At 35.7% G+C, this 13,679-nt stretch carries 13 protein-coding genes and 1 tRNA gene; 10 read left to right on the top strand and 4 right to left on the bottom strand.

Annotated elements, in window-relative coordinates; translation table 11 throughout:
* Positions 1-93: 93 nt before the first annotated feature.
* The 9 genes from ABXG83_RS10600 (at position 94) to ABXG83_RS10560 (ending at position 11,130) form a co-directional block, all read left to right on the top strand.
* Entirely contained in the window at positions 94-1,149 is a 1,056-nt protein-coding gene (locus tag ABXG83_RS10600; protein WP_353548835.1) for an efflux RND transporter periplasmic adaptor subunit, read from the top strand.
* A 10-nt stretch (positions 1,150-1,159) separates the two neighbouring features.
* Positions 1,160-4,261 (top strand): efflux RND transporter permease subunit, encoded by a 3,102-nt coding sequence (locus ABXG83_RS10595; protein WP_353548834.1) that lies wholly within the window; start codon positions 1,160-1,162, stop codon positions 4,259-4,261.
* A 3-nt stretch (positions 4,262-4,264) separates the two neighbouring features.
* A complete protein-coding gene (locus ABXG83_RS10590) occupies positions 4,265-5,602 on the top strand; it encodes a TolC family protein (protein ID WP_353548833.1) in 1,338 nt (445 codons plus the stop codon).
* 157 nt (positions 5,603-5,759) lie between these two features.
* Positions 5,760-6,053, top strand: a complete 294-nt coding sequence (locus tag ABXG83_RS10585) for a hypothetical protein (RefSeq protein ID WP_353548832.1) — start codon at positions 5,760-5,762, stop codon at positions 6,051-6,053.
* Between the two features lie 131 nt (positions 6,054-6,184).
* Complete coding sequence (locus ABXG83_RS10580) at positions 6,185-6,742, top strand: hypothetical protein (protein ID WP_353548831.1); 558 nt, start codon at positions 6,185-6,187, stop codon at positions 6,740-6,742.
* Positions 6,743-6,895: 153 nt separating this feature from the next.
* Positions 6,896-8,311 (top strand): MFS transporter, encoded by a 1,416-nt coding sequence (locus tag ABXG83_RS10575; RefSeq protein ID WP_353548830.1) that lies wholly within the window; start codon positions 6,896-6,898, stop codon positions 8,309-8,311.
* Positions 8,312-8,756: 445 nt separating this feature from the next.
* On the top strand, positions 8,757-9,200 hold the full coding sequence (locus tag ABXG83_RS10570) for a hypothetical protein (protein WP_353548829.1): 444 nt from the start codon (positions 8,757-8,759) through the stop codon (positions 9,198-9,200).
* A 70-nt stretch (positions 9,201-9,270) separates the two neighbouring features.
* Complete coding sequence (locus ABXG83_RS10565; RefSeq protein WP_353548828.1) at positions 9,271-10,671, top strand: pyridoxal-dependent decarboxylase; 1,401 nt, start codon at positions 9,271-9,273, stop codon at positions 10,669-10,671.
* Positions 10,672-10,710: 39 nt separating this feature from the next.
* Complete coding sequence (locus tag ABXG83_RS10560; protein ID WP_353548826.1) at positions 10,711-11,130, top strand: hypothetical protein; 420 nt, start codon at positions 10,711-10,713, stop codon at positions 11,128-11,130.
* Here ABXG83_RS10560 and ABXG83_RS10555 read toward each other — a convergent pair.
* The 3 genes from ABXG83_RS10555 to ABXG83_RS10545 all read right to left on the bottom strand — a co-directional run bounded on the left by ABXG83_RS10555 (position 11,127) and on the right by ABXG83_RS10545 (position 12,745).
* Complete coding sequence (locus ABXG83_RS10555) at positions 11,127-11,918, bottom strand: alpha/beta hydrolase (RefSeq protein WP_353548825.1); 792 nt, start codon at positions 11,916-11,918, stop codon at positions 11,127-11,129. The genes ABXG83_RS10560 and ABXG83_RS10555 overlap by 4 nt on opposite strands.
* 95 nt (positions 11,919-12,013) lie before the next feature.
* Positions 12,014-12,087: transfer RNA gene (locus ABXG83_RS10550), tRNA-Ile, on the bottom strand.
* A 76-nt stretch (positions 12,088-12,163) separates the two neighbouring features.
* Positions 12,164-12,745, bottom strand: coding sequence for a PhnA domain-containing protein (locus tag ABXG83_RS10545; RefSeq protein WP_353548823.1), 582 nt, complete (start codon positions 12,743-12,745; stop codon positions 12,164-12,166).
* A gap of 84 nt (positions 12,746-12,829) precedes the next feature.
* On the opposite strand from ABXG83_RS10545, the gene ABXG83_RS10540 reads away from it, so the two are divergent.
* The gene (locus ABXG83_RS10540) at positions 12,830-12,988 is read left to right on the top strand and encodes a hypothetical protein (protein ID WP_353548822.1); all 159 of its coding nucleotides are present in this window, start codon (positions 12,830-12,832) and stop codon (positions 12,986-12,988) included.
* Between the two features lie 13 nt (positions 12,989-13,001).
* On the opposite strand, the gene ABXG83_RS10535 is transcribed toward ABXG83_RS10540, so the two are convergent.
* On the bottom strand, positions 13,002-13,673 hold the full coding sequence (locus tag ABXG83_RS10535) for a hypothetical protein (RefSeq protein ID WP_353548821.1): 672 nt from the start codon (positions 13,671-13,673) through the stop codon (positions 13,002-13,004).
* Positions 13,674-13,679: the final 6 nt, after the last annotated feature.

Genomic DNA, 13,679 nt, shown 5'->3' with positions numbered 1-13,679 from the left:
TAATAATAATATACATCTAAGCTGGAATAGTGCAATACCAAGGGTTTCATAGGTTTTTACTTTTGAAATATTATTTAAAAGTAAAAATCTGATATGAAAACTTATTTATTCAAACGCACCTGTCTACTATTATTTACAGTTGCTTTTTTTTATTCTTGTTCAGAAAAAGAAAAAAACAATACTACAGCATCTAGTGACAACTCTGGGCTCCCGGTTGATATTACGATTGCAAAGTCTGATAATTATTCGCAAAATGAGATAGTAGCCGGTAGTATCATTGCAAACAGGTTTGTTGAAATTAACAGTGAGTTATCAAAAAAAATTAATTCGGTCAATTTTAAAGATGGAAGTACCGTTAAAATGGGTACTGTTCTTTATAAACTTGAAGATGGCGATATAAAAGCAAAAATTCAGCAACTTCAGGCAGAACTCGACTTAGCTAGTTTAAATGAACAAAGACTTGCTTCACTTTTAAAAACTGAGTCAGTTCGCAGAGAAGAACATGATATAGCAGTTGCAAAGAAAAATGCTTTGCTGGCTCATAAACAATTACTACAAGATGAATTAAGCAAAACATTTATTCGTGCTCCATTTGATGGCATTGTGGGAATCAGTAAGGTTTTTACAGGGTCCTATGTTACTCCAGGTAATTCTTTAACTACCATCCAAGAACAACGCATTTTAAAACTTCAGTTTCATGTATCTGAAAAATATGTGACTCTCTTAAAACCGGGAATGATCGTTTCATTTACTACAGTTGATAGAAATGATAAACTAAAAGCAACAGTTGTATCAACCGATGTTGCGTTGAGCAACGACACCAGAAGTATTTTGGTTCATGCTCTGATCTCAAACACAAACGGACACTTGAGACCTGGCATGTCAGCTAAAGTTTTCTTTGCTACAAACAAAACAGATAGAATCGGATTTTCTGTACCTACAGAAGCAGTTGTCCCTAGTGAAAAAGGCTATAGTGTATTTCTGTTCTCAAAAGGAACTGCCAAGCTACAACCTGTAGAAATCATTGACAGAACAGATAATGATGTCTTGATCAAATCTGGTATTAAGCAGGGGGATAGCATTTTGATCTCTAATCTACTGCGTGTTTCTAATGGAATGCCTGTTCAAATAGCTTCAATCAAACAATAATACTATCCATATGAGTTTACCATCATTAAGTATAAAAAAGCCCGTATTAGCTGCCGTATTTTCTGCCTTAATTGTGATTGCAGGTCTTGTTGGCTGGCGTTATTTAGGCGTCAGAGAGTTCCCGATGACCGAACCCCCAGTTATATCAGTTGTAACATTTTATCCGGGGGCAAGCCCAGATGTAATCGCATCTAAAATTACCAAGCCTCTCGAAGAGTCTATAGCTGAAGCGGCCGGTGTAAGAACCATATCCAGTGAATCAAGAGAGCAAGCAAGTATAATTTCTATTGAATTTAATAGAGATATTAATTTGGAAGATGCCTTGAATGATGTACGAGATAAGGTAGCGAAATCAAAAAATCAATTGCCAGCCGATGTTGATCCGCCGATTGTTGAAAAAGCAAGTTCACCAGATAACCTAGTTGCATTTTTAGAAGTAGAGAGTGATACAAAAGATATCAAAGAAGTTAGCCACCTCGCTTCAACGACTATTAAAGACAGAATGCAGTCAATTCCAGGCATCCAAAGAGTAGCTATCGTTGGAGAACACAAGTATGCAATGAGACTTCGCTTTGATCCGGTTAAAATGGCTGCCTTTGGATTAACTGCTGAAGATATACGCATTGCACTTCAAAAAGAGAATATTGATTTGCCATCTGGTCGTGTAGAAGGTAATAGCAATGAGTTAAGTGTACGTACGCTCGGGCGACTAACCAACCCCAATGATTTCAATGAAATGATCATTCATAAAACTACGGAATATAGTATCAAACTAAAAGATATTGGCTATGCTGAGTTAGGTGAAATGAATGAAAGAAATGCAATCATCAACGAAACAGGTGGAAAGAACGTGGTAGGTGTAGGTGTTGCTATTCAAATTCAAAGAGGTGCAAATGCGATCGAAGTTGTAGATGAATTTTATAAAAGACTAGAACAATTAAAAAAAGAAATATCAAGTGAATACAGGCTCATTGTTGGATTTGATTTTACCAGACCAGTTCGTGAATCAATAAAAGAAGTTGAAGAAACATTATTTATTGCTTTCGGCCTTGTTGTTATCATCATCTTTCTCTTCCTGAGAGACTGGCGATCTACTATAATACCCGTATTAGCAATTCCTGTTTCTATACTTTCTGCCTTTTTCATTATGTATATAGCTGGATTTTCTATTAACGTATTGACGTTATTAGGATTGGTATTGGCTATCGGACTTGTTGTTGATGATGCAATTGTTGTTCTTGAAAATATTTACAAGAAAGTAGAAGAAGGCATGAATCCAGTCCAGGCTGCATTTGCAGGGAGCAAAGAAATCTATTTTGCCGTGATATCAACTACTATTACCCTAGCAGCTGTATTCATGCCTATTATTTTTATGGGTGGAATTAGCGGTCAGCTATTTAAGGAATTTGCTATCGTGGTTGCTGGCTCCGTATTGGTATCAGCATTTGTTGCTTTGACCCTTTCGCCAATGCTCAGCGCTTACCTTTTGAAAAAAACTGATAAGCCTAATTGGCTATATAGAAAAACAGAACCCTTTTTTATAAGATTTAATAATGGATATGGACGAGTTTTAAGACAATTCATGCGCGTTCGTTGGCTGGCTTGGATATTTCTTATCCTAACCTCAGTATTAATTTTTTTGATTGGGAAAAAATTACCCTCTGAATTAGCGCCTACTGAGGATAGAAGCAATATGAGTTTAATCGCTATCGCTCCTGAAGGTGTATCATTTGAAAAAATGAAACAAAATATGATTGATGTGGGCCGATATGTCAATGACTCAACTGATGGGTTGTATCAAACCTATTCAATGGTTGCGATTTCATTCATTCCGGCACCCGCACCTACAAGTTTTGCAGTTCAATCTATTTATTTAAAAGACCCCAAACACAGAAAGACATCCATTCAACAACTGTATCAGCAATACGGAATTGCATCTGGCAAGTTTAGAAATATTTTGCTCTTCCCGTATCTCCCTCCAACTATTGGAACTAGATATGGTGGAGGGATGCCTGTACAATTTGTTCTTCAAGCTTCAGACTTGGAAAAAATTAACGCAGCCCTACCGAAGTTTTTGGCTGCTGCTCGTCAAAGTAAAAAGCTAATGTTTGTTGATTCAGATCTTAAAATGAATAAACCGGAACTTAAAATCAGTATCGACAGAAACAAAGCTGCATTGATGGGGGTATCCATTCAAGAGGTAGCTCGTACACTTCAACTCTCATTCTCTGGTCAACGTTATGGGTATTTTCTACAAAATGACAGACAGTATGAAGTCATTGGACAAGTAGAAAGAAGTAGTAGAAATGATATTAGTGATTTGCGATCACTCTATGTAAGATCTGGTAATGGCTCCATGATTTCTTTAGATAATCTTGTTACAATAGATGAAGGAATCAGCCCTGCAGCCATCTATCGTTATGATCAATACACATCAGCTACCGTTTCAGCAGGTCTCGCTCCGGGTGTGAGTTTAGCAGAGGGTATTGAAGAAATGGAAAAAATAAAGATTCAAGTGCTCGGAGAGACATTTAAGTCATCACTAGCAGGACAATCAAGAGACTTTAGGGAAAGTCAGGGTAATATCAACTTCACATTAATACTGGCTTTACTGCTCATCTATATGATCCTGGCGGCCCAATTTGAAAGTTTGAGAGATCCTTTAATTATTATGTTGACGGTGCCAATGGCTGTAACGGGTGCATTGATCAGTCTGTATTGGTTCAACCAAAGTTTGAATGTGTTTAGTCAGATCGGGATAATCACATTAGTAGGTCTCATCACAAAAAACGGAATCCTGATTGTCGAGTTTGCGAATCATTTAAAAGAAAGTGGACTTACTAAAATAGAAGCTGCTATACAAGCTGCTGAGCAAAGATTCCGACCCATTTTGATGACATCATTAGCTATGATTTTTGGAGCAATCCCAATTGCTCTAACATATAACAGCAGACAATCATTGGGTATTGTAATTGCAGGTGGATTGGTGTTTGCCGGAGTTCTTACATTATTCATCATCCCTGCCGTTTATTCATTTCTTTCATCAGGTAAAAGAAAAAAAGAGGTTATTGAACTTGTTCAACCTGAGGAAAATCATTCAACAAACAAATAACGTATGAAACAGATTATACAGAGACTTATTTACGTTGTATTCGGATTATCGATTGCTTTCCATTTGAAAGCCCAAACAAGATCCTTAACGCTTGACGCTATATTTCAAGCCGCTGCTTCCGGAAATAAAACGATACAGGTAAAACTCCTAGAGAAAACATTAACCGAATCGACTACGGCTGAAGTTAAAAGCATGTTACTGCCGCAAATTTTTTTTACTAGCAGTTATACATATTTTTTAGAAAGACCTGTAATTTATTTACGTGATGAAAATCAATTACCAAAAGCAAACCCAGTAAAGTATAACGGAAGTCTTGCATTGGATGCGTCCATTAATGCTAGTTATGCTATCACTAATCCTGTTGCTAAAGCAGAGATAGCATCCACCCAAATTGAAACAGACAAAAAAGTTCAAGAAAGCAAGCTCTTCTGCGAGGAGCTTGCTTTTCAGCTGTCTCGTTTATTTTACAATACGATTTTTTTAAAACATCAGGAATCTGTTTTATTACAAAGTCTAGAACGTAATAAGAAAGCCTTATTTGATGCAAAAAATCTCTATTTAGAAGGTAAAGCATTAAAAACAGATACGCTTAATTATATGATTGATATTCAAAGATTAGAGAATGGATTATCTGCTTTGGCCAATCAAATTCATATTAATCTCTTACAGATAAAAAGGTTATGTGCTTTTGATCTTGAGATGCCAATTCAATTAGAAGGCGATCTAGCAATTGATAGTGACATAGTGACTTATATAAAAAATAAAGAGGCGCGAGAAAATTTACTGAACGAAAGGGCTGATATCAAACTAGCATCTTTAGCTATTCAAAGTAGTCAAACCGATTTAAAGCGATATAAGTCGATGTATCAACCTATGTTAATGTCCTTTGCTCAATATCAGGTACAATCTCAAGCAGATAATTTTAAGCTAAGAGCTTATACACTTCCTAGGACATCATTAATCGGCTTAAAACTTCAGGTGCCCATATATGCTGGAAAACGAATACAACATCAAACATCAAGTGCTAAACTTCTCTCAAAAAAAAGGGAATTAGAAAAATCTGAGCTTACAGATAAGGCGAAAGCAGAATTATCGGCACTGACTCTTCGATTATCTGATGAAATAAAACAATGGCAAACGCAACAGAAGAGTATTACTGCAGCTCAAGAAGCTTATCAAATTATTTATGAAAGATACCAGGCAGGTCTTAGCAATAGGATCGAGCTTTCAGACGCTGAATTAGCGTTGACAAAATCCAAACTTGAAGAGAAGTCTTACTTATTCAGCATAAAGATTTTAGAAACTGAAATAAAAAAAACATTAGGTAAGCTTAATTTATAAACTATGAAATTGAATATGCAATCATCTTGGCATCCAAATGAAAGATTAATTGTAACCAGATTGAATGGAAAGGTGTCTATTAATGATATAAAAAAAATGGGAAGGGGATCTTCTGAAAGTTATAGATAGTATTCCATCTGATTCTTCATTTAAGATCATGGTAGATCTTTCGAATTTCGAAGCAGAAAATACAGAGGCACATAAATATTTCAGGAATATCATTCCACTACTGCTTGCAGATCATCATTATAGGATAGGATATCTGGATATGTTCCCGGAAGCATCTATACAGCTCAGAAAAAAAAGAGGAATCGAGTGTCTTGCCATGGTAAACGTTCATCATAATGAAGAAAAGATGACCGATTATCAATCAAGATTTTCGAGTACCCGCGAACAATATTATACTGATAGAGATAAAGCGATGAAGTGGATATTATCGATCAATGAATAGTATTCAACATCATCCATAAATGTTAGAGAATTTTATAACTCTAATTTGCTATAATATAAAGCACTCAGATCTGGTCTTTAGAATTTTGTGATGCAAGATCAAATTATAAGTAAAACAAAAAGGAGTTTATTATGAAAAGGATTTTTACAATTTTTAGTGTTTTTGCAATGACTGTAATTGTTACAAATACAAATGCACAAACAAAAAAAGAAACAAAGGAAAATAAAAGTCGAATTAGTTTTGGCGTTGATGCAGGTATTCCAAGTGGAGGTTTTGGAAGAACTGCAAAGTGGAATCTTGGTGGATCGGTGCAGGCTGATCTTAATATTGCAAAGAACGTACTCTATCTTACTGCAAATGCAGGCTTCAATTATACTTATGCTGAAAGAGGTACAAAAGGCGATATAAGTATGATTCCCGTAAAGGCAGGTTTGAAATTTATGCCTGTAAACTTCTTCTACATCCAAGCAGAAGCAGGCACAAGTTTTGTTACAAATGCAAAAGACATCGATGCTGATCGTTCAGTATTATTTACTTATGCTCCGCAAACAGGTTTCTTAATTCCATTAGGCAAAGGAAATTTTATTGATGCAGGTATTAGATATGAAAGTAATTCACGCCTTTATAAAAGCAGTAGCAGGCCTGATTTTTGGGGTCTTCGAATTGCATATGCATTTAACTTAAAATAAAAACCAATTATAGTTTGATCTATTTGAAAGAGCCGGTCTTACGATGACATGGCTCTTTCTTTTGTTTAGATACTACTAAAATTATATACAACTAAACAATACAGGTATAACAACTAAGGTGTACCGTGAATATAATTTCGAAAAAAAATAATTATGGAAAATGTAATGAATCTACATAGCGTAAAAAATAAAAATAGATGGCTGGCGCTATTATTATTATGTACGTCGCAATTCATGGTCATCATGGATACATCTATTATTGGTGTCGCATTACCAGCAATAAAAAATGATTTAGGTTACTCACAAAATGGTCTTCAATGGATTTTTAATGCATACGTAGTTTTATTTGGTGGTTTTTTATTATTAGGGGGTCGTTTATCAGACTTATTTGGTGCAAGAAAAATATTCATCTGGGGATTTTTGATTTTAACGATCGCTTCTTTTATTGCAGGTATTTCTAGCTCGCCATTTATCTTAAACACTGGAAGAGCGCTCCAAGGATTAGGATCAGCTCTGATCGCACCCGCAGCAATGACGTTACTCATGAGTACTTTTACAGATCCAAAAGAATTAGGAAAAGCTTTTGGATTCTGGGGTGCATCTGCCGCTGCAGGTGGATCTGCCGGAGTATTTTTAGGCGGTGTTATCACCGAATGGCTTGATTGGAGATGGGTTTTTTTTATCAATATCCCTATTGCAGTTACTGTATTAATATTTAGTAAAAGATACCTAGTACCCGGCAGAGTTAGTTCAGGCAAGGTAGACTGGACCAGTGCTATATTGGGTACTACTGCCCTTATTTTATTGGTGTATGGAATTGTTACTGCCGAATCTGTTGGATGGTTAAGTCTGCAAACAGTTGGATTAATGCTCATTACAGTATTCCTTACTATTATTTTTATAAGCCTTCAGAAAAAAACAAGTGATCCCATTTTGCCTTTACAAATCTTCAAAGCGCCGAATCTTGCTGCTGGCAATGTTGTGATGGCATTGATGGCAGCTTCCTGGATACCACTTTGGTTTTTCTTGAATCTATACCTGCAACAAATTCTTCAATTGAATGCATTTAATAGTGGTCTAGCTTTATTACCTATGACCATCATCATAATGTTAATTATGGTAGGATTTACCAGTAAACTAATTGCCAAGTTTGGAGTTAAGAAGAATCTGATTGCCGGATTCATCTCTCTCACCTGTTCTTTAATCCTTTTCTCGTTTGTACCTGATGAAGGAAGTTATTGGGTACATGTATTGCCGGCTTCCTTACTAGGAGCTTTAGGTATGTCGTTAGCTTATATACCAGGAACTATGGCATCCATGTCAGGAGCTAAGCCTGAAGAAACGGGTCTTGCTTCAGGAATTGTAAATACAAGCTATCAGATTGGCTCTGCAATTGGCTTAGCAATCATCTCAGTTATTGCTGTTACAATAACAAAATTCAATATCGAGTCTGGGAGTAGCAATCAACAGGCTTTAAACTCAGGATTCCAAATGGCTTTTGCCGGAGCAGGTATTTTTTGTTTTATTGGCTTATTGATCATTATCACAAAGATTAGATCTCCCAAATAAACAGGGATCTGAGGAGAGTAAAATGTTTAATATTTTACTCTCTTCTAATTTGCAAACCCGCATATCCTCTTGATATTGATTTTTACTAAGTACAATTAAAATTGAAACAACAGTTGAGTGTTTTACCTCAATTTAGTAATCAGTAAAAGCAATAGTAGTTAGAGCAAGTCTTATATATATTATGATCAGTCATTCTACGAGTTTGGGTTAAAAAATTAAAACGAATGTATTATTCATTTTGGATAACAAGATTCTAAATTTTAGGATCAAGTAATATTATTTAAGTGCTATTATTCTAATATGCCTCTTCTATTAAATTAATTCATAGTAGCCTAAAAATCTTATACATCTAAGTATCAATTATATAATAATCAATTTTATAAGCCTAAAGATTTTTGCTAAATATTCAATGCTGTTAATTATTAATAAACCTATATCAGCTGTTATGGTAACTGTAAATTCAAAATGGTATCCAAGTCAAAAGTTAGTTTCTACCCAGATCAGTGGTAATGCAGATTTACAAGATATAATTCAATGGAAATTATCATTAATAGAAACATTAAACCAGATCCCTGATAATAGCGAATTCAAAATTTATGTAAATCTCTACGGATTTAAGGCGGTTAATTTTGAAGTGCATAAAGTATTTCGTGATGTGATTCCCGGTACACTACTAAATTATGGGTGGAGAGTGGGGTATTTAGATATGTTTCCTGAAGTATCAGTAAAAACTAATACAACCAGAAATATTCAATGTAAAGCCGCAGCACACATACATCAGGATGAAAGTAAGATCAAAAAATATGATGAATTGTACAGCTGTGAAACAGAACGTTTTTTTACAGATGAAACAGTTGCTAAAGAATGGATAGACTCCTTTCATCTATAAAATGATTGGTTTTAGTGACCACTTTTCTTACTATAGATCTATAATATCTTATACACTATTTAATCAAACCATGTACACACAACTTAATCAAGATAGAGATAACCTAAGTTCTATATTGGATATCACTAAAAAGCAATCTTTAGATTTTTTAAGCCAGTTGCCAAATAGGTCTACAGTTACAAACATCAGTACTATAGAAGCATCAGTATTGCCAGAAGAAGGTTTAGGTACTTTAGCTACACTAAATATGTTCAACGATAATATTGAAAAATTGATGGTAGCATCAGCTGGTCCAAGATATTTAGGATTTGTAACCGGAGGAACAACACCCGCTGCATTAGTTGGAGATTGGTTAGTAAGTATATATGACCAAAATACACAATCAGTAAGGGGTAACGGTGATGTTTCTGCACAAATTGAGTTGAATACAATCAAGCTTATACTTGAATTATTGAATTTACCACACGTCTATATGGGGGGGTTTGTAACAGGAGCTACGATGTCTAATTTTACTTGTCTTGCAGTGGCTCGTCAATGGCTCGGAAAGCAACTAAGTCAGAATGTTGCCCTCCATGGTGTTACACAATCATATAAAATAATAGCCGCCACACCTCACTCATCTTCAATAAAGTGCCTTTCAATGTTAGGCATAGGCAGCAGTAATATACTCATGTTGGATACTATATCAGAAGATCGAGAATCTATTGATGTTCAACTACTCGAAGAACAATTAATAGCATTGAATGGAGAGCCCGCATTATTAATCAGCAGTGGTGGCACCGTAAATACAGTTGATTTTGACGATATGCACGCAATTTCTTTGTTAAAAAGAAAATACAATTTTTGGTGGCATATTGACGCTGCATTTGGCGCATTTGCAGCATGTACATCTGAATATGCTTACTTACTAAAGGGGTGGGAATTAGCTGATAGTATTACTATTGATTGTCATAAATGGTTGAATGTTCCATACGATAGTGGGGTTTTCCTAATAAGGGAAGAACATAGATATCTACAAGTTGAGACTTTTCAAAACTCCAATGCTCCTTATTTGGGAGATCCTTTAGAAAATTTTTCTTACTTAAATTTTTTACCTGAAAATTCACGAAGGATGAGAGCATTACCAGCATGGTTCACTTTAATGGCTTACGGTAAAATGGGATACCAGGAGATAGTATTAAGAAGCATTGCAAATGCACGATTACTTGGCCAAAAAATTCAATCAACAGAAGATTTTATTTTATTAGCCCCAGTTCGTTTGAATACGGTTTGTTTTACTTTGGCTAATAATGATGACCCATCAAAACTGCAACAATTCCTCCATCGTTTAACAGCTTCCGGTAAAGTTTTTATGACCCCAACTGTTTATAAAGGTAAAATGTGTATTCGTGCTGCTTTTGTAAATTGGCGTACTACCGAAAAAGATGTTGCATTGATATTTGATACGATGAAAAGCTTAATAGTGAAATAATTATTATTGGGTTATATCATAACAATAAAAAATAAAAGAATGAAAGATGTAATGATGATTCTCCATTTTATAGGATTGACAATGGGTTTAGGTACAGGTTTCGCAAACGCTTTTTTAAGTTCGGTAACTTCTAAGATGACCGTCAATGATGCAGTAAATTTTCGTCTACAGATATTGGCTTTAAGTAAAATGGGTTATTTAGGAATAACCTTATTGTTAATCTCGGGCGTGTATTTGATAAACCCATATTGGAATAGTATTTTGATGATGCCTTTATTAGTGATCAAATTGGCCTTAGTGTTGATATTGGTTATATTAATTACACTAATAGGACATGCTGGAAGTAAAGCCAAAGTTGGTGATACAGAGATGCAATTCAAAAAAATGGAACTTTTTGGAAAATTAGCACTATTAACAGGTGTATGTATTGTTGTTGTTGCAGTACTTATGTTCCATTAAATCGATTCAGATACTTCTCGCAGTATCTTTTCTAATGCAACATTAAACTCATTTGGCTTTTCAAGCATGGGGTAGTGCCCTGTTCCGGGAATAACTTCAAATTCAAAATTTTTAAGGTATTTCTTAAGTGAACTTTTGATCGTAGGGGTAAGGTCAGAATTAATTGCCCTGACTGGGATTTGAATTTGTTTCGCTATTTCAGTGATTGCCATTTTGTAAAGTGGACCAATTGAATCTATCGCATATTCAGGCGTACTTCGTAAAAATTCATATTCCAATTGTTTTATAATTGAAATAGGAGTAGCCGGTGAGTATAGAAATTTAGGTAAAAGCTGTTTTATTGCTTCACTAAAGTCATTTCGATATGCGGTAAAGAGCAATTTATTTGCTTGCTGATAATTCATTAGCTGATCCATATTCTTCAAGGTATCAACTAAGACGACCATTTTAGTTTGAGGAATCATTAATGAGGCCTCTAGTACATAAGGTCCAGACATAGAATGCCCTATTAAAATAATTTTTTCTGCCTCAATACTATCAGCAACAGCTTTAATATCGTAGGCATATTGGGTGGAAGACCATTTCTTACGTCCATTTCCAGATTGTCCTCTGCCAGGCAAATCGATTTGAACTACCCTATATGTTTTTTCAAAATAAACTTGTTGATGATTCCACCAATTGGCATTTCCAAGCCATCCATGTACAAATATTAGTGCAGTTGTTTTCGGCTCTGATACAAGACAATGAATATCAATTCCATCTTGTGATTTAATAAATAGGTTTTTCATTTTAAGTGATATTCTTTTTTAACTCATCCGATATAGGTCGGGAGATCGCCATATTGATACAATAAAAAACCCATTGAAAATTTCAATGGGTTTTGTGGGCCCACCTGGGCTTGAACCAGGGACCCCCTGATTATGAGTCAGGTGCTCTAACCAGCTGAGCTATAGGCCCCAACCTTGCGGTTGAGGCGGCAAAAATAATGAATTGAACTTAATTTTCCAGACCATTTAAAAGATGGCCAAGGACATTACCCCTGTTTTTTTAGATACTTCGTCAATATCACAATCATCTGCCCTTCTATCTTTCCTTCAATTTGTTCTTTATTGTCTTTTACCAATCGGATATTTTTCACTACCGTTCCTACTTTGGCACTCATACTCGTACCTTTTATATCCAATGACTTTGTAAGGATCACCGTATCACCTTCCTGCAAAAAATTTCCATAGGCATCCGTGTGCAACTCTGCTTCACCATCATTTTCATGATCACCGGTGGCTTTAGCCCAAGAGAGGTTTTCTTCATCGAGATATAACATATCTAATTGGTCTGCAGCCCAACTTTCTTTACTGAGTCGATTCAGCATTCTCCATGCCATGACTTGTACGCCGGGAATTTCACTCCACATGGTTTCGGTAAGTGATCGCCAATGGTCATAGTCTAATGGCTCTTTCTTCTCTACCTGTGCCAGACATTTACTACAGATCATGACGGTATTCTCAGCATAAGCATGGTCTTGCGGCGGAACCTTATACATCTGTAAAGATGCTTTTGAGGAACATAACTCACACGATTGATTACTTCTGTTCAAAAGGATTTCTTCCAATTTCATTTCTAAGGGTTAAGAGCGCAAGGTAACGGAACATTCATAGCAATACACTGATAAAAGTCAGGTAACTTTAAAGAAAGTCTATATATGCAGCTTGGATTGATCGTACTCACTTTACTTATCTCCAGCGCACTGATTATATTCCTTGTATACAGAAGTAGGATCGATCGAAAAACATTAGAAGAAGAACTCTATCATGATTTTGAAGTGCACAACGATACAAAAGATGAAAACCGATATGAATGATCCTTAGATCCTATCACTCTGAGCCTTTGAAAATACTCTTTGCCCATTCCTTCTGCTGTTCTGTAATACCGATAAAACCGTATTTCCGTTCTAACTCTTTGTACATCGATACTGTTTTACGAATACGTTCAAAATCGGTTTCTGGTATTTTGGCAATCTCTAATGCTTCTTTTTGTTTCCATACCTCTGCTTCTATCAACATATCAGCCTGCTTTCCATTTACTTCCAGTTTATCCATTAGTGTACGTCTGAATTTATTGCGAAACTGCAATTGTAATTGCGGTTTAGCGATCGTATCATAATTGCGATTCACCGTCAATGTGATGACTTCACAAGGCTCGGTTAAACTTTTCTTTCTGCGCTCTACCAATGATTTAACCTGATCACTTGACAAAGAAAGTGACCGATATTTCTTTACTACTTCTTCCTCTACCTCCCCTGCCGTAGCAAAAGTATCACTGGCATTCGCTTCGATCTTGATCTTTGTAAGTCTGGCCCAGTAATGAATCTGTCCAATTTTATCTGCTACTGCTTCCGATATTTTCAACTGTTTGATCAAAGCAGGTTTCTCACAATAACCGAATAATTCCACCTGTTGCTCGGGTGTCCACTCTTGCGCTTGTGTAATTACAGCCGATAATACCATCAGGCATTGCATACTTATTACAATCACTATCTTTCGCATGATCAA

It is taken from the genome of Sediminibacterium sp. KACHI17 (assembly GCF_040362915.1).
GTDB lineage: Bacteria > Bacteroidota > Bacteroidia > Chitinophagales > Chitinophagaceae > Sediminibacterium.
This window is presented reverse-complemented; position numbering and strand designations above follow the sequence as displayed.

What these genes read in the sequence shown, in the direction of transcription:
- ABXG83_RS10600 (WP_353548835.1), top strand. Translation starts at nt 94, where the DNA reads ATGAAAACTTATTTATTCAAACGCACCTGTCTACTATTATTTACAGTT.
- ABXG83_RS10540 (WP_353548822.1), top strand. Translation starts at nt 12,830, where the DNA reads ATGCAGCTTGGATTGATCGTACTCACTTTACTTATCTCCAGCGCACTG.
- ABXG83_RS10545 (WP_353548823.1), bottom strand. Translation starts at nt 12,745, where the DNA reads ATGAAATTGGAAGAAATCCTTTTGAACAGAAGTAATCAATCGTGTGAG.
- ABXG83_RS10555 (WP_353548825.1), bottom strand. Translation starts at nt 11,918, where the DNA reads ATGAAAAACCTATTTATTAAATCACAAGATGGAATTGATATTCATTGT.
- ABXG83_RS10585 (WP_353548832.1), top strand. Translation starts at nt 5,760, where the DNA reads ATGGTAGATCTTTCGAATTTCGAAGCAGAAAATACAGAGGCACATAAA.
- ABXG83_RS10560 (WP_353548826.1), top strand. Translation starts at nt 10,711, where the DNA reads ATGAAAGATGTAATGATGATTCTCCATTTTATAGGATTGACAATGGGT.
- ABXG83_RS10580 (WP_353548831.1), top strand. Translation starts at nt 6,185, where the DNA reads ATGAAAAGGATTTTTACAATTTTTAGTGTTTTTGCAATGACTGTAATT.
- ABXG83_RS10575 (WP_353548830.1), top strand. Translation starts at nt 6,896, where the DNA reads ATGGAAAATGTAATGAATCTACATAGCGTAAAAAATAAAAATAGATGG.
- ABXG83_RS10570 (WP_353548829.1), top strand. Translation starts at nt 8,757, where the DNA reads ATGGTAACTGTAAATTCAAAATGGTATCCAAGTCAAAAGTTAGTTTCT.
- ABXG83_RS10595 (WP_353548834.1), top strand. Translation starts at nt 1,160, where the DNA reads ATGAGTTTACCATCATTAAGTATAAAAAAGCCCGTATTAGCTGCCGTA.
- ABXG83_RS10590 (WP_353548833.1), top strand. Translation starts at nt 4,265, where the DNA reads ATGAAACAGATTATACAGAGACTTATTTACGTTGTATTCGGATTATCG.
- ABXG83_RS10535 (WP_353548821.1), bottom strand. Translation starts at nt 13,673, where the DNA reads ATGCGAAAGATAGTGATTGTAATAAGTATGCAATGCCTGATGGTATTA.
- ABXG83_RS10565 (WP_353548828.1), top strand. Translation starts at nt 9,271, where the DNA reads ATGTACACACAACTTAATCAAGATAGAGATAACCTAAGTTCTATATTG.